General features: G+C 43.3%; 15 protein-coding genes. 5 read left to right on the forward strand and 10 right to left on the reverse strand.

The genetic code is table 11. The features are described 5' to 3' along the window. Positions 1–5: 5 nt before the first annotated feature. Positions 6–554, reverse strand: coding sequence for a hypothetical protein (locus ACM0P2_RS12140; RefSeq protein WP_159117625.1), 549 nt, complete (start codon positions 552–554; stop codon positions 6–8). A 600-nt stretch (positions 555–1,154) separates the two neighbouring features. On the opposite strand from ACM0P2_RS12140, the gene ACM0P2_RS12145 reads away from it, so the two are divergent. From ACM0P2_RS12145 to ACM0P2_RS12155, 3 genes are read left to right on the forward strand one after another with little or no spacing between them, the layout of a single operon-like run. Next, positions 1,155–2,135: a glycosyltransferase family 2 protein gene (locus ACM0P2_RS12145; protein WP_159117624.1), complete on the forward strand. Its 981-nt coding sequence runs from the start codon at positions 1,155–1,157 to the stop codon at positions 2,133–2,135. A 48-nt stretch (positions 2,136–2,183) separates the two neighbouring features. Further along, positions 2,184–2,855 (forward strand): guanitoxin biosynthesis heme-dependent pre-guanitoxin N-hydroxylase GntA, encoded by a 672-nt coding sequence (gene gntA / locus ACM0P2_RS12150; protein ID WP_159117623.1) that lies wholly within the window; start codon positions 2,184–2,186, stop codon positions 2,853–2,855. A 17-nt stretch (positions 2,856–2,872) separates the two neighbouring features. Further along, the gene (locus ACM0P2_RS12155; protein ID WP_419226643.1) at positions 2,873–3,466 is read left to right on the forward strand and encodes a DUF1989 domain-containing protein; all 594 of its coding nucleotides are present in this window, start codon (positions 2,873–2,875) and stop codon (positions 3,464–3,466) included. A gap of 34 nt (positions 3,467–3,500) precedes the next feature. Here the strand turns inward: ACM0P2_RS12155 and ACM0P2_RS12160 are convergent, their stop codons facing one another. Together ACM0P2_RS12160 and ACM0P2_RS12165 are read right to left on the reverse strand one after the other, a co-directional pair. Continuing rightward, positions 3,501–5,243, reverse strand: coding sequence for a hypothetical protein (locus ACM0P2_RS12160; RefSeq protein WP_419226644.1), 1,743 nt, complete (start codon positions 5,241–5,243; stop codon positions 3,501–3,503). Between the two features lie 64 nt (positions 5,244–5,307). Beyond that, complete coding sequence (locus ACM0P2_RS12165; RefSeq protein ID WP_173359941.1) at positions 5,308–7,182, reverse strand: alkaline phosphatase PhoX; 1,875 nt, start codon at positions 7,180–7,182, stop codon at positions 5,308–5,310. Positions 7,183–7,587: 405 nt separating this feature from the next. Here ACM0P2_RS12165 and ACM0P2_RS12170 point away from each other — a divergent pair, with 405 nt between their 5' ends. Next, positions 7,588–9,714 (forward strand): response regulator, encoded by a 2,127-nt coding sequence (locus ACM0P2_RS12170; RefSeq protein ID WP_159117619.1) that lies wholly within the window; start codon positions 7,588–7,590, stop codon positions 9,712–9,714. A gap of 118 nt (positions 9,715–9,832) precedes the next feature. On the opposite strand, the gene ACM0P2_RS12175 is transcribed toward ACM0P2_RS12170, so the two are convergent. The 6 genes from ACM0P2_RS12175 to ACM0P2_RS12200 all read right to left on the reverse strand — a co-directional run bounded on the left by ACM0P2_RS12175 (position 9,833) and on the right by ACM0P2_RS12200 (position 20,918). Then, positions 9,833–10,720 (reverse strand): WYL domain-containing protein, encoded by an 888-nt coding sequence (locus ACM0P2_RS12175; protein ID WP_419226645.1) that lies wholly within the window; start codon positions 10,718–10,720, stop codon positions 9,833–9,835. A 118-nt stretch (positions 10,721–10,838) separates the two neighbouring features. After that, positions 10,839–11,405 carry a PEP-CTERM sorting domain-containing protein gene (locus tag ACM0P2_RS12180; protein WP_159117617.1) on the reverse strand — a complete coding sequence of 189 codons (567 nt, stop codon included), beginning with the start codon at positions 11,403–11,405 and terminating at the stop codon, positions 10,839–10,841. A gap of 16 nt (positions 11,406–11,421) precedes the next feature. Then, positions 11,422–15,381, reverse strand: a complete 3,960-nt coding sequence (locus ACM0P2_RS12185) for an ExeM/NucH family extracellular endonuclease (RefSeq protein WP_419226646.1) — start codon at positions 15,379–15,381, stop codon at positions 11,422–11,424. A gap of 337 nt (positions 15,382–15,718) precedes the next feature. Further along, the gene (locus tag ACM0P2_RS12190; protein ID WP_159117613.1) at positions 15,719–18,361 is read right to left on the reverse strand and encodes a M1 family metallopeptidase; all 2,643 of its coding nucleotides are present in this window, start codon (positions 18,359–18,361) and stop codon (positions 15,719–15,721) included. A gap of 179 nt (positions 18,362–18,540) precedes the next feature. Beyond that, positions 18,541–20,460, reverse strand: a complete 1,920-nt coding sequence (locus ACM0P2_RS12195) for a Cache 3/Cache 2 fusion domain-containing protein (protein ID WP_419226647.1) — start codon at positions 20,458–20,460, stop codon at positions 18,541–18,543. A gap of 206 nt (positions 20,461–20,666) precedes the next feature. Further along, positions 20,667–20,918, reverse strand: a complete 252-nt coding sequence (locus ACM0P2_RS12200) for a hypothetical protein (RefSeq protein ID WP_105929767.1) — start codon at positions 20,916–20,918, stop codon at positions 20,667–20,669. Between the two features lie 154 nt (positions 20,919–21,072). On the opposite strand from ACM0P2_RS12200, the gene ACM0P2_RS12205 reads away from it, so the two are divergent. Then, positions 21,073–21,477 carry a phosphate ABC transporter substrate-binding protein gene (locus ACM0P2_RS12205; protein ID WP_120958972.1) on the forward strand — a complete coding sequence of 135 codons (405 nt, stop codon included), beginning with the start codon at positions 21,073–21,075 and terminating at the stop codon, positions 21,475–21,477. A 76-nt stretch (positions 21,478–21,553) separates the two neighbouring features. Here the strand turns inward: ACM0P2_RS12205 and ACM0P2_RS12210 are convergent, their stop codons facing one another. Further along, positions 21,554–22,462, reverse strand: coding sequence for a LysR family transcriptional regulator (locus tag ACM0P2_RS12210; RefSeq protein ID WP_419227703.1), 909 nt, complete (start codon positions 22,460–22,462; stop codon positions 21,554–21,556). Positions 22,463–22,545 lie beyond the last annotated feature (83 nt).

The following is a 22,545-nucleotide window of genomic DNA, read 5'->3' on the forward strand; positions in this document are numbered from 1 at the left end:
GCTGTTTAACGAGAGCTTCTGTGCTTTACACACCACATTAGACTTTCGCACGCGTCTTCTCGCTTTTTAAAGTGTGCTAAACCAATAAGCGCCCCATCTCTAGGCCAAACTGCTTGGTTAAGCACGCTTTGCTCCTCTTCGGACAAATTCTCACGGTTCAACACAATCTCTACCGCTTTTTTGTTTGGTTTAATTAGCGTAGGGTTAGCGGCTTTGACTAGTGATGAATTAACACATATATACTCTCGTTTTACTGGGTCGCGTACCACACCGATAATGTCGTTATCGCAGATTATCGCCGGCCAGCCCTCTGAGATTCGACTTTGACCAAACATAATCAGCGTAAACGCGAATAAAACAAAAAGTGTTAGACCAATAAATTGTGTGCTTAAGTCCGGTGCAACACTGATAATAACGCCTACGACTGCGGCGAAAAATATCCATCCACCAAACACCCTTCGCATAGCGTTAGGGGAAATTCCAGATATCACATCCACTGATTTCAGTGATTGCTTATCATAGCTTTTAATAAATACAGACGATTGTGATTCCACAGTCTTTTCCACCAGAAGAATAAGAGAAATAAAAATTAATACGTTACAAGTAAGACTGAAGATTTACCTACTCTCTGAATAGAAAAGTATTGCGAGAGAAAATCAAACTTTTCGTCAGAAAAAGAGTTTATCGATAACAGAATAGATATCTGATATCTTTAATTTCATGTTTAAAATCATGCTAATAAGCATAACAAAATTAGTTGCCAGGGCAAAGCAATTGCACGCTTAAAGTACACTTAAATAAGACCAAAAAGGCAAGAAATCCTCTTCATCAAATTGTGTCTAACATTTCGATTAATTTCCTTTGATGTTTTTCCTATTTTTAACGGCATTCAGTTAACACTTTTATGGTTCTAAAAAAGCGCTAAGAATAAAGAACACTGAATACAATAGGTATGTAAAATTTTCCTTTATCGGGCACCTCTTTCGTTATCTCCCGTAAAACTTGGTGCTTAGCAAGGCACCAAAAACAAAAATACCCCATCAAATTCAAAACCTTAAAGAAAAGGAACGTTCTTTGCTTTCACACAAATACAACGTGCAAGGTGCACCGTCGCAAGCGTTAAGCATTATAGGGCTAGGCAAAGGAGGTTGAGTATGCGTTCACCAATAAGTGCAGTAACTATTGTTAAAAATAGAACTGAGAAATTGATTCACCTTATCGATCAACTCGAGCAATGCTCTCCAACACCAGACGAGCTTGTCATCGTATGGATGGCACCACCATCAGGTCTTTCTCTGATAAAAAGCGACAAATTCGACATCGTGCACAAGTTTACGACCCAAGGCGAACTTCCTATCGCGAAGGCGAGAAACAAAGGAATGCAAGCCGCGAAACACGCAAACCTTGCTTACTTAAATGTTGATGCGGTGGTGTCCCCATCACTGTTTAAAGATGGCTTACTTGCACTGAAAGACAACGCGGTAATTTTTACTTCCGTTGTTTTCTTGCCTAGTGAGCGATGTGAGAAACCGTATTCGGACATTTCAAAGTGCGAGCAACAGATTGGTTATTTAGCGAGTAATGACGACACGCTACCCAAAGAAGATAACAACGAAATACCCTCAAGAGATCAGGAAATTAATCATGGAAAGTTTAGTGACGATAGTGTTTGTTCTACAGTGTTTTTTATTCGTAAGGCAGACTTTCAGAAAACCGGCGGCTTCGATGAAGGCTACGCGGGTTTCGGACTAAATGACGAAGACTTTTTTACCAACTGCAGAGCATTAGGCTATTCATTAGAGCAGTTACCTACCCGCACTTTTGCGCCACAGCGCCCTAATTACCAGTGCCCCGTCAATCACTTATTAGATTTTGTTCATAATGCTCAGCGCTTCCACGCTAAATGGGGCTTCTACCCTTGCACTGAAGTACTCACCGCTTATGCGGAGAAAGGCTTTATCGATTTAAACTACGAAGAAAATGGATTAAAGGTTATTCAGTTGCCCAAGCAGGAAGATGACCCGAGCAACACGGATACGAGCGCCTCAACCCCTACCCCGTCGACTGCCGGATTTGAATTCACGTCTTTTCATTCGCCAGCTAAAAGCCAAGAGCATTTAAGCAGCACGGCTTAATTTCTTTATAAGAAATGAGCGGTAATGTTTAATTTAGGGAGATATGGAATGTCTTTAATAAAACCCGATCTAACACATCGTTTTTTATCATTTATAGGGGAAGGGGACTTCCCCTGTGTAGGTGCTAAATCGGCGCTAACTAAGAAGCAAATACACGTTCTGCAATTTGACGATATCTATTGCGAAAGTAATGAACCTGATATCTTGGCTTCAATTCACAAGTTCGTAGAAGCATTTATGCTGAAGCGTGATATGTATTCCTCTCTTGTGGTTACATTTGAACAGCCCGACACCATTACCGAAACTGAGTTTGATAAAGTACTCTGGGAAAAGCTTCAACGTCTTCATGAAGTAGACGCATGCTTAAAAAGTTGGGATAGCAAAGTATCAAGCGATCCGCACAGTGCTCAATTCAGTTTAAGTCTTGGCGGGAAGGGCTTTTTCGTAATTGGGTTGCACCCAAATGCCTCTAGAAAGAGCCGACGTTTTTCTCATCCCGCAATCGTGTTTAATTTACACGAACAGTTTGAGCTGCTTCGTAAACAACAGAAGTTTGAAGCATTTAGAGATCATATCAGGAAGCGTGACGCCGCCTACTGCGGCAGTAAAAATCCATTGCTAGCTAACCATGGTGAAAGTTCTGAAGTTTATCAATACAGTGGTAAAAAGCATTCAAAAAGCTGGGAATGCCCCTTTAAACAAGTAAAAACTAACTCATAAGATATAAAAGGCACAGTATGAGACAAACTATACAGCCAAGAAGCGGTACTGCATTTACTATCAAGAAAGGTGAACGCCTTAAAGTCATTGACCCTGAAGGGGAACAAGTGGCCGACCTTTACGCGTTCAATGAGCATGATAAGGATGAGTTCATTTCCTCGGGGAGGAGTTTAGATTACAACGAAAGCCTTAAATTTAAAAAAGGCAGCCTGCTTTATTCTAATCAAAGTAACGTCATGTTTGAAATTATCGACGATAAGGTAGAGGATCATGATTTTTTACTAACGCCTTGTAGCGTAGATACCTTCAAACACTTCTACCCCAATGAAGAGCCGGTACCAGGTTGTCACGGTAACTTAGTTGCCGCTTTCGCTGAGTTTGATATTCCAGAGCATCACGTATGCACAACCTTCAATACATTTATGAATGTTGAGGTAGACAGTACGGGTAAAATTGCTGTTTTGCCGCCGAAGTCAAAAGCCGGCGACTACACGATATTTGAAGCTAAAATGGATATGATTGTAGGTTTAACTGCATGTTCTGCCGGTGAATTTAACAATTTTCGATATAAGCCAATTCAATTTGAGATAATGCCCGCGAACCCGTTGTAATTCGCGAGCATTATTTTAGCAAATGAGGCGAGCGTTATTGTGCCGCTGCAATAGCGCTCGGTTTTTCTTGTTGCCAATCAAGCCGCATGTCCCACTTAAAGCGATGTTCAGGCTTTAGCGGCGGTTGCGCTGCATCAATAGTACTCAACACATTGGTTGCCTCTGTCAGTGTCGCATCGCGACCAAAAAGATAACTTTGTTCTTTAACTATGGTCAAATACGCTTTATTTAGCGCATAAGCGCGCTCTGGCGAAGGCGTGATGATGTCGTAAACCGATTTAGTGCGCTGCAGATCTTGCGTTTTAACCATGCCTTTTTCGTCGAACCATTTCGCCAGCATTTCGCCGTTTTGACGAAACTCGTCGCCGCCGCCTACACGCTCCATATAGGTCAAGTATTCACCCGTTTCTTCGTTAATGTTTGGTACATCTTCGATTGCACGCAAATCAATATAGCCCCACCCTGCCTTGCCAGGTACTTTACGGGCGAATGAGAATGTTTGATCGAACGTTGACCCCACTGTTTTATGACAGCCATTACAAAATGCTAGTTCTTGATCGTGTTGCGCACGCAGTTCGCCCTGCTCATCTTCGATGAAGCCGTTAATCGTCCACCCAAAGCCATTATCTATCCCTTTTTCACCTAGGTAGCGAGTTTGAGGCAGTTTCTCAAAGTGTTTATCTTTTGCCTCGGCATAATAGGCAGAGGCTAAGCTTTCGCGGCTTCTGAACATGTGTTTTTTCATGTAGCGCACCTCTTTCATACGCGGCGCATTGTAAATATTTCCATCTTCATCCACGCCAATGTAGCGTACCGTATGCAAGAATTCGGTACCTTCAGGATACAGCATATGGGCAAGCGGAATTGCACTCGCATCGCCAACATAATGCGACGAACGCGCTATTTCAGTCACTGATTTTGTAAGCTTACCGTCTTGGTTTATATCAAGGTTCAGCGCTAATTCATCGACCGTTGCCACGGTTAGTGTGTCTAGCTCTTTGACTGCCATTTCAACCAGGCTTAAGTTCAATGTATAAATGGCCTTATTGTATTCGCCATTCAGTGTTTGAAAGCTTTCAGGAAGCCTGATCATGGCGTCACCAGTCGATCCGTTAGTCGGCCAGAAGGTGCTGGGGAAAGGCTTATAGTTGTAAGACACCCATCCGCTGTTATCTTTAGCGAAACCGTCGCCATCAAACGCTTCGTCAGCTGCGCTTAAATCCTCTATTCGCATATAATCTGGTATTGCGTCTGTTTTAAGCGATGCGGCGTAGTTATCTTGCGCTATATATTTTTGAATGGTGGCATCGTCAATACCCGCTATAAGCGAAGTACGGTCTAAAAACAGATTCTTCCAGCTATTTGTTAACCCAACATCGGAAAATTCATAATTGCCCTGTAACGTACCATCACCCATTTGGTTAGGGCGCTTTTCCATTGCATCGTAACTTTGATGACATGCATAACACGGGTTGTTAACCCCTTCAGTTTTGGTGTAACACTGGGGAGGAATAACCGATTCAGGGTTGTACACTTCATTATGCTCAATATATGCCAGAGCAGGAATATCGTCCCCTTCTTGATAAGGGTAAGAGTGCACATTGTCGGCGTTTGTCTGCTCTGATGAAGGCCTTTTCCCGATGGCAGAGTGAGTACTTGTGCTCATGCCGGTATTTGATTGATTGTTTAAATCATCACTTGTGCTTTCAGTGCACCCTGCACTGACAAGTAGTGAAAGCAGAATGCCTGCACCTGAAGTTATTTTTAGTATTTTCATATTCGTCACAACGGAAAAAGCCGAGTGTGAATACACCCGGCATATTTTAAATTAAAGAGAAAACTTACTTATCTGCTGGCTCATACATCCACAGCGTGTTGTTCTCTTGGAAACCGTCTTCACCGATAAGAATACGGCCGTCGTTCATTACCACTACGTTATCTGGCTGAGAAAGCTGTTCTACGTCACAACGCTCTGCGCCTGTTAGGCTTGAGCGGTACGTACCGCCCATCACAACAGGTTCGATACGAGAAATGTTGTAGCCTTCTTCGAGCTTCGCGCGATAAACACCACCACAATCTTTAACGCGGGCAGAAAGCTGCATGTCGCCTTCACCGTCAACCATAGTGTTGTCGATATCCGCAATGCCAATGTAAAGGTAAGCATTTTCTACTACTTCACCTTCAATAGTATCAACCCCTTCCACCGCTTCTTTTGCGCGCTTCTGATTAATAGAGATACCTTCTAGTTTTCTCCATTCTGCGGTAGCACCCTTAAGACGGGCCGCTGCACGGCTTTCTAGGAACGCCACGCGGTCGTCCATAGGTTGGCCAGCGGTTACGCTTGAACCGCCCTCTTCCACTGTTGGATACGTTGTATCGCCATCCACCCACGCTTGAACGTCGGCCATCGTGATGTAAGAGCTTTGGCCATCTACGTAACCGTCGGTGCCAATACCGTTGTATTCATCAATCCATGCGCGAATAGTCATATTGTCGCCACTAGCAAGTTCAACCCACTCAACCGCAAAGCCAGTAGTCGCAGGATCATTCTGACCCGCATCCTGGGTAAGTTTTGCGCCGTAAAGTGTACCTGCTGATAGGTCTTCTGCAGTATCAGCGACAAATTTAAACAGCACGCCGCCGGTGTCATCTTGAGAAAGATAAACCGTTTTTCCATCAGGCATTACTGTTGAATTTTCGTGCTCATAACGGCCCATCGTGAAGTGCTTAACAATCACTGGCTCATCAGCCAATGGCTCTGTAACTTCTGCAATGTAGCCATAGTTATAAGGGTTTGGCGCATCTGGTGCTGTCATCTGCCACATGCGACCTAAGCGTGCATCTGTAGATACGGCTTCTGGGTTATTCCAGCTAGGAGACGTTGTTGTGTCTACCGCAGAGTTAACCACCCACTCTTCCGACGTAAGAGGCGTACCCCAAGGTGACATTGAACCAAAGCAGTTCGCTGCTGTACCCCATACTGGAGAGAAATCAAGCATCATTGCTTCTGTGACTTCCCACATACCAAACTCGTCTTTTTCTACTTTCATGCGGCTCATACCGCCAGGTAGTTCTTCCCAGTTTGAGAACAGGTACCCTTCGCCTTCGGCAGTTGAAATAAAGCCGTTAAAGTCAGGCATATCGTTTTCAAGAACAAGCTCTTCGCCATCTAGTGTGTAGATGTGGCCCAAACCTTCAGGAAGATCAGTACCGAAAGTATCACCGGTTTGACCAAGTACTTGGTATTGACCAATAGCAGAAACCACCAGCTCTTTTTCTTCATCAGAGCTTGGTACAGGTGAATTTGGTAATGTAACTGGCAGATTATTGAAGTTAGCGCCTGCTAGCACACCTACAGTACCTGTGTTTATAGCCATATCATTTACGCTAGTAGTCGCAGCGTTAGTGCCAGATGGATGCTGTACGTTGAAGAAAAGGTCGCCTTCATCAGTTAAGAAAATACCGGTAACTTCAGCGCCAAGAGGAACAGTCGCAATTCGAGTAAGTGTACCTGCTGTTGTCCCCTCTGGTCCCTGTTCACCCACAGGGCCCTGTTCGCCAGAAGGGCCTTGCTCACCTGTTGGACCTTGTTCACCCACTGGCCCCTGAACGCCGTCTTCGCCATCATCACCCTCTAGTGAGCAGGCAGACATTCCAAGTGTTACTGCTAGTGCAATCGCTGAATACTTTATTCCACGAAGAGTTTCGCTTTTCATTACGGTTCCTTGCTTATAGTTGTTTTCTATATTGATTAGAGGCAAGCGAAAATCTCACCTCGCTAAATGGTCTTAGCGGGCAAAGAGTGTGGATAAGATTTATGACACTTGGGTGACAAATTATTGACTCAAAAATGAAAGATTTTTGACACAACAACCTGAAAGTAAAAGAAAAAGGTAAGTAAATTTACACGGAGGCGGCGCAGCGCTTAGGATTTTTGAATGTCCAATTAAGAAAAGATAGTCCACTTAGTCAGTTTATGAATTATTTATTTCATCATGTAGAACGACATCAACATTTAAAAAGAGCCTTTAAAAAACGAAGGCTATATGCCTTCGAATTCCCATTGCGTAACCACTTGGTATCTATTATCTTTTAAATATCACTGTGCTTCGCATGCTCCTATGTCTATACGATTTCGATACATCATTGCTCTTGCACTGACGGCGTCTCTTATCACTCTTTCTTTTTTGGTGTTGTCTGATCTTATTAAACACCAACAACAAGATGCAGAAATTATAAATATCGCGGGTCAGCAGCGTATGCTGTCACAGCGTATTGCACTGCTTGTCGGCACGGCAAACATATGCGGTGACAGTGATGAACGCCGCTACCTCAATAAGTCATTAACGCGTTTCAAGCAGAACCACCAGTATTTAATTTCGTTAGAGCAGCTTCCCATTGTCACCTTCAATACTTATTTTAAAAGTGGCCAGCTCGATAGAATGGTCAATGACTATGTTGCAAAGGCCGAAAAAGTTTTAGAAAACGGCGAATGTAAACCAACCCAATTATTAGACGTTAACCAACTTACAGCACTTCTTGAGCAGCTGGATAACGTAGTAAATCAGTTCGAATTTGATGCAACCAGTCGTGTAGAAACGGTGTTATCAATAGAGATGTACCTGTGGCTAGCCGCACTTTTTCTTCTGACAGTTGAAGCTGCCTGTATATTTTTTCCAATGGAACTTGAAATAAAACGCTCATTCAAAAAACTCACCACGTTAAAAGAGCAAGCAGAAAATAATGCTGAGTTAGCGCAAAAAGCTAATCAAGCCAAATCAGAATTTCTTTCTAGCATGAGTCACGAGCTTCGCACCCCGATGAACGGCCTGTTTGGTATGATAGAGTTGGCAATTGATAACCCAGAGAAGAGCGGTATCTATCTTAAAAAGGCCAAAACGGCTGGACGTCAGCTACTCGTACTTATCAATGACATTTTGGATATATCCAAAATAGAGGCGGGAAAGATTAAAATTGAACAAGCGCCAGTTGACCTGCTCCAAGTGCTAGATGATGTGGTCTCGCTTCAGCGGGTATATTGTCAACGCAAAGGCTTAGCATTTAAATATGTCAAAGATCCCTCTCTCCCTCATGTAATCAAAGGCGATATTACCCGCATTTCGCAAATCCTTCACAACTTACTTAACAATGCAATAAAGTTTACAGAGCAAGGCTCCGTCACATTTAAGGTTGACTACGCAAGCCAAGAGGATGGCAACCTTCTTACGTTCGATATAATTGACACGGGTATAGGTATAGCCTCACCGAAACTTAAAACCATTTTTCGCAAATTTGAACAAGCAGACCAATCTACAACTCGCGAGTTTGGTGGCACTGGGTTAGGTTTGAGCATTGCTAAGCAGCTTGCCAATCTAATGGGGGGCGATATCGAGGTGCGCACAGTTCTTGGTCAAGGCAGTACGTTTACGTTTCATTTAAAAGTTGAAGAAACACACCTACCTGAAATCGCTATAGAAACAAATGTGAATTTGCGCTGTGCAATCATTGACGATTTACAAACAAGCCGTGAATATTTTGAACATGTTGTTACCTCAATGTCGATTAAACCAACTTGCTACGAAAGTGCAAGCGCCTATCTAAACGATAACCCACTTGGTTATGAGGTAATTATTTTAGACCTTTCTATGCCAGAAATGAGCGGTGCTGATCTGATTAAGCAATTGAAAACCATGAGTCCAGCATCGCTTCCAAAAATTATTCTGATATCTGCTGAGCTAGAGCGCTTAGAAGATGAAGGAGACATACAGGCACTTATTTGGAAGACTCACGCAAAGCCTATCAACAGGCGAGAGTTGGAAAACGACTTAGCCAAGTTAATAGAAAAGCAGCCGATTAACCAACAAAACATGCTTAGTATCAACAAGAAAAAGCGAATATTATTGGCTGAAGACAATGAAATAAACGCCGAGATAGTGAAAGCGATATTACAAAATGAGGGGTACAACTTTCTTCATGTAAAAAACGGCTCCGACGCGGTCAATGTTTGTAAAAACCATAACTTTGACCTCATATTGATGGACTGTAACATGCCAATCATGGGCGGTATTGAAGCCTCTGTATTATTGCGTAAAACCTTAGAGGTAAAAACTCCGATTGTTGCGCTAACCGCCAATGCCTTTGCTGAAGACAAAGATGAATGTTTGGCTGCCGGCATGGATGACTTTTTAGCCAAGCCGTTAGACAAAGATACGCTGCTGCTATGTATCAGAAAATACCTTGGTTCATGATAAGCGTTATCAAACGCCAAACAACTAACGAATTAACTATATCACTCCAACCTTGGAGGCTGTTTGATACGGCGCGCATGGCTAATTCACAGGTTTCATAGCGCACACAAATTTTTTACTAGACTGTGTACAGTTCTTCTTCTACAACATAACCCGGTGCAATAGCCAGATTGTCAGTATTGACAAGGCTTTGCTGGTTTCTGAGCCAAAGTTGATATTCACCAGTACGTAAACTTGCGTGCTTAGTGCAGTCAACATTCCAACGCCTTAACAAGTACCCTGCCATGGCCGCACGTACCTCTACGGTAAGCACTCCCTCCTCCATCGCGTAATCAAGCTCTATTGCGGTAGGATATTTTATATTTTTAGGATGGGGCACAATTTCGAGCGAGATAAGTCTTCCCCACTCTTTGTCGTTTTTGATACATTCATGTGCTTCTGGTTCCGCTTTCACTGTCACCTTGCTAAAGCGGGTTAAAACAAAGTCTCTAAAGCTCTGTGATTTTCTGTCGAACGCTCTAACATGCCACCGCTGACCATTATCAACAATACTATGCGGTACCAGTTCTCGCGCGCCGCTGCCGCTAGATAACGACGTATAAATAACACTCATCGCCTTGTTGTTAACAATAGCCTGCACTACTTTCGCCACTACAAAAATATCAGGCACGTTTAGCGAAGACGCACTTTCTACAGGGAAATGCACATCGCCAATAGCATCAAAGCCGTCTGAGATGTCGTTGGCAAGTTTTACCAAGGTGCGCTTTGCGTCGTGCTCGAACACCGGAATAAAGCTTTCTGTTTGAAAGTAACGCTTTTCCCTTGGATCGTAGATTAAGTTATCGGGCGCTAGTTCTTTGTAGAGCGTAAAGTCGCGGGAGCCCGCTGATAGCCCTACTTCAAATCGATTTATCAAATCTTGGCGATGAATGGCCCCTTTAAACAAAAGGCAGAAGTCGATATACGCCAGTCGTTGGCGTTGAGAAAAAGAAATGGTTTCTAACATGGTGCGCACTTATTGTATTTTTATTCAGTGTGGTTCATTTAAAGCCGCATGTAAATAGCAAAAGAGATAAAAAAGCCCAGCACTTGGCTGGGCTTAAACGTTTAGCATTTAAGGTTTGTTATTTCGCACGTTTACGAGCGAAAAACATACCACCTAAAGCCAGAAGTGATAGCGCAAAGGTACCTGGTGCAGGTACTTGGGCGATTTCGAAGCTAGTGCCTCTGGGGGCCTCGAGGAGAAGGTTAAACCCAATGTTATTTGATAATTCAGCCTTAGCAAATGAAAGGTCGACCATTCCGCTACTTAGCGCAACTAAAACAAAAGAGAAAATGTCTACCTCAATTTTGCCAGCTTGAAAAAGCTCCACAGGGCCAAAAGTAGCGCTACTTAATGACGCTGAATTAGCTGAACTATCATTTGAGGGACCAAAAAGTGGCACCCCAATAGCGCCTAAGTCCATAACTGTAGTTGGGTCTAAACTTACAAACAGAGAATCAAACAAAACGGATATGTCATACCCGAAGAAGTATGTTTGAACGCCATTTAATGACAAACCAGAAGCACTCACCGTTGCTGTAATCGTTTCGCCAACGTTATAAGTATCTTTATCTGTTGTAATCGAAATGAGTGCTGCATTTGCGTTGAAGGTTGCTGCAACCATTAATAGTAAAAAGAATTTTTTCATTGTTATTTTCCTAAAATTAAATTGCACAATTAGCGCGTGTACACATCGCCATTAATGCTTGAATATCGAAGAAATTAATTTGGCCGTCGCCGTTAAAATCGTAGTTATTACCCGTGGCTTGCCCTTGCAAAAACAGTTGATAGAAGGCCATGATATCGCTGTAATCTACATCGTTATCACCATCGAAATCTCCAACTGTTACTTCTTCTGGGAAATTAAGCACTACCACTACTGGGTCGTGATCTGACGAACGATACGCGTCAGCGCCGTAGTAACTAGAAAGCTGAGTTTCCGATTTAAATTCAACGTTATAGTCGAATACACGAGGCTCATCTGCATTGATATGCCATACCGTCGCGTCCACCACATATTCCGTTAATGATGGGCTTGATAAGGCGTGATCTAGGTAACCTATTTCGCCGCCGAAGCTATAGGAATAAGCGCTGTCGCCATCGAAGAAGTTGACTAAATTGCTGTAGCCAGCCTCTTCAAGAGCAAGAATAGGCTCTTCTTTCGCATAGGCATTTAAATCGCCCATCACGATAACGCGGTCAGACAACACGTCGCTGTTTTGCTCAACAAGAGAAATTAGACCTTGTGCTGCTTGGGTACGCAGTTCGTTCCAACACCCTTGACCGTCACCTAAGTCGGCGTTGTTGCCTGTAGCACTGCCACAGCTCCCTTTTGATTTAAAGTGGTTTATCGCTAACGTAAACGCTTCGCCATTGCTGTTCACACTAAAGCTTTGTAGCAAAGGTTGGCGATTACCATAGTCAAACGGTGCTTCAGACGAGGTCACAGGATTACCCTGAAGTGAAACTACCGCTGGCTTATAAATAATACCTACAGCAATCTCATCTCCGCCTAATTGAGACTCTAATGCTACATAGCTGTACTCGTCACTGCCTAGTTCAGCGTTCACGCTGTCTACTAATGTCGCAATTGCAGAATCGCTGCTATAACCATCGTTTTCGATTTCAACAAGGCCAAGTACGTCTGCATTCATTGCCACAATGGCAGATACTGTTTTCGCTTGCTGGCGAGCAAATTCAATTTCCGAGTCAGCACCGCGAGAAGTTGGAAAGTCTGGACCATTGAAATAGTTAAGCACGTTAAAGCTAGCAACTTTTACATCACCAATAGCGTTTAACTGTGGTGCAGCAATCCGCGGATTAGTACGTACAGTTTGGATATCACCAACAGGGATAAGGTTGTAAGCACCAAAGGCATAATGTAATACACCTTCAAGGGCTTCTACACTGTCACCTAAGCGCAGCGGGTTATTATGTGATAAGCCACCAACAGGGAAAGGGATTCCATCCAAATTCTGTGAGGTAGCTCCATCCTCAACCAATAAAGTGTTTCGCGCATTAGTTTCCGCTAACGCCAGCGCTTCTTCTGAACCCGCTACAAATTGGTTTGTCGGAATCATCAAGCGTTCTGAAGACACATTGAACTGACCATAACGCCCAAGATTATAGATATCAGAAACTTTAAGGGTTTGCTCAAAACTAATGTGCATACCTTCAAAGGTTTCTAAATTCGTACTTGGGCTAAACGGCATAGCGATTGGTGTGTAAAGCACACTGCTACCAGTACCAGTAACCTCTACATCTGCTGACAAGGCTACTTGGGTTACACCAAAGCGCTCACCTACTGTACCTGCTATACGCACTGCATCGCCTGCCTCAGGTAGGCTAAATGAACCTGCGTAAACAAATACACCTTCAGATGTTGCCGTATTACCGTCTGAATCATTCGCTTCTTCCTGAACGAAGAAACCACTCATAGCAGGCACTACTTTTGTTACTACCGCTTCAACAATCACGTCGGTACCGACCATTTCGGACTCATCGCCGTCACCTTGAATCGCGCTGATAAGCACTACTTCAGCGATGGGGTCAGTAGGATCTGTCGGGTCAGTTGGGTCGGTAGGGTCCGTTGGTTCGCTTACTGAACCGTTATGACCGCCAAAGTTACTAAGCGTATCTTTTGGAAAGCTATCCCATTCATCAGTGGTGAAAGCAGGGTTACGATTAGGATTTCCGCCTGTCACTGAACTCTTACGCACTAGCGTAACGTCTTTACCCCAGTCAGTATCAACCCCATACGTACCCAGAGCATCTACAACTTGCCCGTTATATACCAATTCAACGTAATCGTCGCCGTTGAAGTTCATTACGAAACTGCTGATTGTAGAACCAGCTGTAAGCAATGGGTCAGCTTGTGCGTGCGCGATTGTTGCTACACCACCTGCCGGAATCTCGCCTTCAAGCGCTAGCACTTTGCGGTCGGCATCGGCAGTATCACCGTTTGAAAGTAAAACTAATTCATAACCAGACAAGCTCACAGGTTGAGTCGAGCTATTAAAAAGCTCTATCGCTTTGTTAAAGCTACCACCCTCAATATACTCTGAGATGTAAACACTATTGGTTGACGGCCCATTATCACCACCAGTGTCTCCGCCAGTGTCACCACCCGAGCCATCACAGCTTTCATTAAAGATGAGCGAAGCAAGTTCCGGCTTGTCAATAAACGGGTTTCGGTTACCTTGGAATTCATAAACACGTTCATTACGGCGACGTTCGAAGTCATCTACTGGGTCGCTTTCATGCCACTGAAGCAAAACACAAAGTTTGCCGAATGCCGCTTCATCAGTAGACGTTAAGCGGTTTAACAATACTAAATCTTCTTCTGTGTCACCTGCAATATTGCCGTCGTAACGCACGTCCATATAAAGCATTGAGCGAGCAACGTCGCCTTTCACTGCATCGCGTGGCTCAAAAGAATCGTTATCAACGCGGTTCGCAGGTGCTTCAGCAAGTGCGCTATCGCTAAAGTCAAAATCAAGGTTACCGCGCGAGCTGTTAATGGAAATGTCCGTGGGTCGCAGGTGAAGAATATCGGTGTATGCCGTTAAGCTTGAACTTGAAAAGCCATGACTTTTTGCCCAAACATGTTCACGGTTCCAATTGTCTGGGTTAGTACTTTGACTACCGCTTCCGTTGGTAAACTTCCCTTGCGATAATCCTTTGTAAAAAAGAATAACATTGTCGGTATTCGCAGGGTCTTCATCAGTATAGGTAAGCGCTGTCCATACTTCAGAATATGATAATGTGCGATGACCATTCTCAATGATATTATGCGTCGTTTCTTTCAGTGTTTGTGCACTTTCGCCGTTGGCAATAGCTGCATCTAAAGCAGCATAGTAATCTGATGCTACAAACCCACTTGCTAAATTGATTGCTTCTAAGTCAGGGCAGTTAAAACAACTACCGCTTAAGAAAAGAAGCCCTTCGGATGGTTCGGCACCGTTATCAGTGCCATCGTCGTGATCTCCACCATCTGAAGACCCCGCGCCGCTAACTGAAATGCTGTCTAAATTAAGGTATTCAGTGCCAGCATTATTAGCCATAGCAACCTTTAAAACTAGTGTACTTCCACTCCCGATTGTTTCATCTACCGTAGCACTACCGAAATCATCTTGTACGGTATTGGAAGCCCCTTCGGTAAGCGTTATAAGCTCAAAAGCGCCGCCATTGAGTGAATAAAACACATCGATGTAGTCTGACGATTCAAATGTTCCACTTTGAGAAAGTACTGCGTTGATAGTGACATCACCCGCACTAGCGATATCAATTGATTCACTCAACCAAACCACTTCGCCATCAACATCACGGGCTTGCATTGCGCCATTTGCGACACGAAACCAGTCTGAAGTTGCAGTTAACTGGCCATTCGATACATCGATAGACCAGCGATTTACATTCTCAATAGTTACGTTAGTACCTATTTCGATAGCACCCGTTGCGCCCTTACCTTGTAACTCGCTGGATTCAAAATCTTCTTGCCATATTGTGTTTGCCGTTGCATTAAATGAAACAGCCCCTAGTGATAACGCACCTGCTAATAATGCGTTTACCACTTTAGCCGATTTACTCAGCTTATATTTGTGTGTGTTACCCTCATTAACCATTTTTGCTTTCCGCTTTTTGTATAAGGAAGGTATAAATTCTTATACATACGTATACGCAGCAAGCACTTAATGAAAATAATAATATAAACGTCACATACTTTAAAAATCAGTGAGTTAAAGCTTTTAAATAAGCTTATTTATTTATTAACTCCACTGAACTTTGGTACAGGGCAAGCTGATTTGTCACAAACCTTAATTGTTACCTTTTTGACACATTTTCATGACCCCTAAAGATGCAGGTTTAATTTTTTATGCACAAAAAAAGGGCGCTCAATAGCGCCCTCCATCGTTAAGTAATAATGAGTAACACGAAATTATATCGCGCTAGTGTCTCGCTTTACTGACTATTTAGGAAGCGGTCAAAATCATCTTGAAAAGCCGTCTTCAGTCTCATGCATTGCTTAGATTCATCTTGCATGATCTCAACACCTCGCGACATTCCTTGATATTTATTGCTTATTTTACCGTAGAAGTCGTTTGCTAATTCTAGGTTATCACTAGAACACGTTGTTGAAACAAACTCTGGCATGCGGCTCACGTGGTAGTCAGGCATTTTATTGATGAGTGCCTCGTAATTTTTATCCAGCCATTGGTAAAGTAGCGTCTGGTCATCGAGATTGCGGGCTACACGAACCACCATATACACAGTATTTGCAGGTGTAATATCGTCCGTTAGAGCTAAATCTAACATTTTGAAAACGGTGGCTTTATCTTCAAAGTGCATAGAATACATTAACGTGCTCTTCACGTTGGGCAGCTGGGCTTTTTTATATGCATCAACAATTGCGTTAAACCATTTACTTTGCTCGCCGTCTTTACTGTTTTTCGTCGCTATTTCAATTGCAGTACCCGCAATACCTGAAGGTACGCTTGTGGTATCGCTACTGTACTGGTCGGCTAAATCAACGCTTTGCTCTATCAATGATTGGTTATTAGCATAGGTACCCAGTAGTTTATAAAGTTGATTTCGCAGGCGAATTACATCTGCGCTGTCTTTCTCAGCTTGGGTAAGCGTAAGCGATTTTAATAACGGCATATAATTTTGGTTTAAAAGCGCTGCATAAGCGTCTTTATTGCGCTCATTTACTAAATAATCAAACTCTTCTAATACGCCAACTGCAGCGCGAATTACCGCTGGGTCATCGTCTTTAGCCAGAGTATTCAGCACTTTCATGACACTATCCACGCCAACTTCATCAGCGTTTAATAGCGCTTGGTAGTTATAAAGCAGGTTTTTCTTCTCACGCTTATTGAGGACATCAATGTTATCAAGTAAAGCGTTGAGTTGGCTGGGCTCTACTGACCAACGGAAATATCCGGTGGCATTGTCATTAGGAAATACCCAGTCAGCTTCAGCTATCTTTGGCAACACCGTAGTCTCTTTATCAATGAAGACGACTTCGTTAAGAATTTTGCCCTTCGACTGATAAGTGAGTTTGAGCGGAATAGCCCAAGTTTTATCTTCTACCGTGGCGCCAGCTAGATGAAAACGAGATTGGGTTATTTTACCCTCTTTAGATATATGAATAAGTGGATAGCCAGGCTGCTCTAAGTACGCTTTCATCATAGCACTAAGGTTGAAGTCTGATACGTTATCAAGAGCGTTCCACAAGTCATCTGCTACCGTGTTACCCCAGGCATGAGTGTTCATGTAATTCTGAACCCCCTCACGGAATTTCTCTGTACCAATCAACGACTCTATCATCTGTAAAATCGACTCACCTTTAGAATAGTTAAGGCCAAGCCCATCCATTACATCAGGCTGACTTTTCACTATCTTTTTAACGGGTTTAACCGTAGGGCTAGCATCCGCAGTAAACGCTCTCTCTTGAACAATGCGATCGGCGTAATTAAGTTCTGGATAAAGGGTTTTCATCGTATGGCTTGCCGCCCAAGAGGCAAACGCTTCGTTTAACCATAAATCATCCCACCATGCCATGGTTACCAAGTTACCAAACCATTGATGAGCAAGCTCGTGAGCGATCACATTAAGTGGCCGAGATCGCTCGGTAACGCTTGGGTTATCATCAAGCAACAGTAAGCTGTCTCTGTAAGTGATCAGCCCCACGTTTTCCATTGCGCCATGAGTAAAGTTAGGAACAGCCACGAAGTCCATCTTTTTGTACGGGTATTTTATGCCAAAGAAGTCTTCCAGCGAAGCTAGGATTTCAGGCGTATGCTTAACAACGAATTTCGTCTTGTCTGCATAGCCTTTTGGCACATAAATTTTTCCTGGTATTGATAAGCCTGTTATCTCTGTGCTATCAAAAGGGCCAACGGTGTAGGCTATTAGGTAGGTAGGCATAGGCTTTGTTTTTTCAAACACTACCGTTTTTATGCCGTTTTCAACCGTTGTTTTCTCAACAGGTGTGTTCCCGACTATCTCCTGATGGGCGGGCGAGCTGATCGTCATCTGATAAGGAATCTTGAAATTCGGTTCGTCAAAACTTGGAAAAGCTTTGCGGGCGTGCATGTCTTCAAATTGCGTGAAAATATAGTTGGTATCTTCAAAGCGTGACAGATACATGCCGTCAGAAGACGTGTTGACCTTTCCCTCAAAACTTATCTCTAACTGATAATGACCTGGAGCTATCTCGCTTTGCGCTTCTCCCCAATTTATATCGTAATCGCCAATAGACACAGAAAGCGGAATAGTGGTGTCTCCTGACACCAAGCGCGCAGAACTTACCGTAAGGTCCTGCTGGTAAAAACCAATTTTATTTGTTTTCTTTTTTACGGTGACATCAATTGTTGTGGTCCCTGTGTAGGCTGGGTTGTCAGGGTCGATATTGAGATGGATTCGTTGGAACGTCGGCGCCACTTGCGAAGGTAAGCGATATTCAACATCCGCTAGCGTCTTTTGCAATGGCGCAACAGCGGAAGAAACCGCAGTTTCTTGCGCTGTGGCTGTAGCTACTGATAGCGAATTAAGCGCACAGGCACTGGCGACAGCCACGGCCAATTTCGTAAATCGTTTCATTATGGTTTATCCATGTTATGGGGGGAAAGTCCCTATATTTGTACACAGACAAGAATAATGATGATAAAAGGCCTTATCAATCAAAAGGCCTCGTAACGAAACCCGAAATTGTTACTATTGGTGTCAAACGCATAATTTGTGGTGCTTATCGCACCACAATTAACGTGCTTACATACAGATTAAAATTGATAGCGCCGCAACTGAAGTTGCATTTTCTTTATCCTTTCAACTAACGCTTCGCAGTTTTCCACAACCTCTTGAGCATAGTCACTGTTGGCATGCCCCACCTGTTGAATACTAATAACGCCTTTGTTAACCTCATTAGCTACGGAGGTTTGTCCATCAGCCATGCTTGCAGCTTCTTTATTAAGTGTGGTTATTCGCGCTACCGCATCAAGTGCCTGTTTCAGAGAGTCGCCCGCATGTTTTGTTGACTCTACCGTTTTGAATGCCGTTTCTTTGTTTTGCTGCATTTTCTCTGAAGCTACGCGACTTCCTTGCTGTAATCTTTCAATCATGATGCGAATTTCTTCAGTGGATGACTGCGTCCGGCTAGCTAGCGAGCGCACCTCGTCAGCCACTACTGCAAAACCCCTTCCCTGTTCACCGGCTCTCGCTGCTTCTATCGCTGCATTTAACGCTAGTAAGTTGGTTTGTTCAGCGATGTTTCTTATGACTTCCATTACGCCACTGATTTCTTCACTGGCTTGAGCAAGCTCGGTAATGACTTGTACAGATGCATCAACATCATTCGCTTGAGACTGAATGTCACTGATGGTCTGCGCCAAAACATTAACACTGTTTCTTGTGTCCTGATCGGCCGCATGTGCAGCCTCACTAGAACTTTGAATGGTAGAAGATACCATTACAGTATTCTGTTGCATCTGAGATATTGCGTTATCAATTGACTCTGTCTCTCTTCCTAGCTGTGAAACAGTCTTTTGAGATTGCATAGCGGTTTCATTAAGTGTTTGCGACTTAGCCAACATTTGCTCGGTAGCTTCATCAACACTTTGCAAGGTGTCTTGGAGCTGACTTAGAAGCGCATTAAACGCTCTAGCCATTGTACCAAACTCATCGCTACTAGACGCTTGGAAACGGAAGGTAAGGTCACCGTCCCCTGAAGACAAGTTGTTTACTACCCCGATGAACTCATCCAATGGCTTGCCGACGATATGTTTCACCAAAAGCCAAATAGTAATAAGAATAAACGCACTAGCGATGGCTATTTTGAAAATAACCCCTACCACTTCGCTTCTCACCATCGCACTTTTCTCTGCGGCTGAAGCTGCAAGTATAATGTCGTACCCCCATGGCAAAAACGGAACTTCTGTAACAATCCAGTCGCTATTGTTAGATAGCGCACTCGTGACTTGCGAGTCATTTACATGAGAAGAATGCATTCGAATATTACCCTTTGCATCACGAAGTGCTACGAAACCGTCTTCCAGAACATGGCTTTTTTTGATGGCCTGTTCAAGCACGTTTAAGTCAGCGGAATAGCCTACATACCAGATACCAATGACGTCACCGGCACCATTGAACATGGGCTCATAACCAGTTAAATAGGGGCTACCCAGTATATCAACGGCACCATAATATGCTTCTTGCTGATTGATTTTCTTGATGGCTTTACCTTGGGGCGCTAACTTAGTCCCTATTGCACGTTCACCATTTTTAATTACATTAGTGCTAACCCTTATATAGTCATCGCCAGTTTTACTAAATATGGTAGCTGTTCCGCCCATAACGTTGGTCAACCCATCGACCAAATCAAAAGAATTAGCCTGCGCTGAAGAACCTAGCCTTATTTGGAGCGCCTGAGTATCTTTTACCGTCACATAGTCGGTTTGATTTGGCACGCCTAACGCCTCACCTCGTTGTTTGAGAAGCGCCATACTGCTTTTAACACGTTCAAGCATGATAGCGTCAGTGACGGTGAGTATATTCACAAGCCTATCAGCGGTAGTGTTTTTCTGCTCTTGGACTTGATTAGAAATGGAAGCGGATGTGGTTAACACGGTCACAATAGCAACAATAATGGCAAATAACCCAATGACTGCCGCAATGGAGAACAGGAACTTTCTTTGAATAGACATCTAATTTCTCATCTAATTTACGAATTCAGCCCTTCACTCCCTTGAAAAATCGTTTTCCCGTAATATTTTGACCTACTTAAAATACTAGATCGCAAATATACTTACTACACATACTCTTAATCTAGAACATTTTTACAACAGCGCAAATTATTAGAATATATAAAGTTAAAATGATACAAGTATTTACAAAGTGGTACGAAAGCCAACTACTTCATAATTACCTTTCCACCCACAATTTTCAGTGCTGGAGCTCCTCTTATGAGTGTGCTTCTTGCGAACTGACTCTCGCATGAGGGGCAGATTCCTTCATTTTTAGTGAAATTTTCGACAATGCGCGCTTTAAAACATTTTACCAATGCCCCTTTTCCGCCTTTGCGGTACTTAAGCAACTGAAACTTGCACTTCGTACAATAAATTTGAACGGTTCTCACCGGGCCTTTGGGGTTGGGTTTTGCCATCCTGAATTTGATATTCCTCGTTTTAATTTAACCTTTTGTCTTAATGCGACAAGTACGGAATTTTGGTTATACTTACTCGTGGTATATCGCCCTAGTTTATCAACGACGCAATCGAACAACACCCGTTGTCGAAAAGCGCATTAAGGTAACATCAATGAAAATAGTTGTAGCCCTGTGTTTTTTATTGTCAGCTCCTCTATATGCTGGCACCGCAGTTATCGTTAACGCAAACAATAACTCTGGAGTAGACATCGATACAGTGAAAAAAATATATCTTGGAAAAATGAAGGCATTTCCAGATGGCAGTCGAGCTATTCCGCTAACGTTCGAGCAAGGCAATGACACACGAAATGCCTTCAATAATGACGTACTGGGGAAATCAGAATCACAATACTCTGCATTTTGGTCAAAGCTTGTATTTACAGGAAGAGGCACTCCTCCTGAGATGATAGCGACAGATGAAGAAATGTTACAGCTTGTTGCCACTAACCCAAATACTATCGGCTTTATTGACGAAAGCAAGGTAAGCGGTGACGTAAAAATAGTGGGTACGTTTTAAGCCAGTTTCAAACAATGAGAGGCTAAAAACCAATTAAAAAGCGACGCAAAACAATGCGTCGCTTTCCCTTCCCTGATCAATCAGGGTAACTTGCGAAGTGATTAATATTGGCAAACGCCATGATTACATCCTTTGCAAAGTCTACTCTTGGATTGCGGAGCGCTCCCTTTTTCCATACAAGGTAAATCTCATTTTCAGGCCCCTTTAAGCCAAGCGGTATCAATTCACCTTTTGCTATACTTTCTTTACACAGATAATCGGGTAGAACGGAATAGCCGATACCAGCTTTGACAATATTGCTAATTGCCCGAATATCCGGGCAAACCGCGGCCACTGGCGATTCGCACGGGGCGTTAAACACTTCCGAAAAATAACGGCGGATGAGCGGTAATTGCTCATCATAGGTAACAATTTTGTGCTGATTTAGCAGCGAAGCTGTAATTTCTTTGTCTTTAAGCAACCTTCCCTGTACTCGGTTCATTACTAAGATCAACCGCTCTTTATCTAATTTTTGGTATTCGTACATGGCATCTGTGGGTTCAGAAGCTGTAATAGCGAGCTCTGCAATGTCCTTCTCTAGCAGCTCATAGGTGTTATTTTTATTTCCAGTATGTATGACTAGGTTGACCTTATCTGCCTGAAGTAAATTTGCAAGGGCAGGCCCCGCCACTGAGCTCAAGTATTCAGCGGGCCCTGCTAAATGCAGAGTTCCGTGATCTGTTGACGCCCGGCTTCGAATTGAAGCAACTTTCTGCTCCAACATATCGATATGACTAGCCACTTGAAGTGCTAAATCATCTGCTATTGGTGTTGGCTCAACTCCCCGGGCTTTTCTTACAAAAAGCTCCTTCCCCACGATATTTTCCATCGCTTGAATATGGCTTGTTACCGCAGGTTGAGACATATGCAAACGGGAAGCTGCCCGCGTTATGTTGCCGCTGCGATAAACCTCGACGAAAGTTTTGAGCTGAGTTAAATAAGACATGACCATCCACCCATCAGATTTTTGATGGCTCATAATAATTTATCTGACTTCTGCATTCAAACTTCGGTGTCTAAGATGCACGT

Source organism: Alteromonas sp. OM2203 (assembly GCF_048517045.1).
In the GTDB taxonomy this organism is placed as follows: Bacteria; Pseudomonadota; Gammaproteobacteria; order Enterobacterales; family Alteromonadaceae; genus Alteromonas; species Alteromonas gracilis.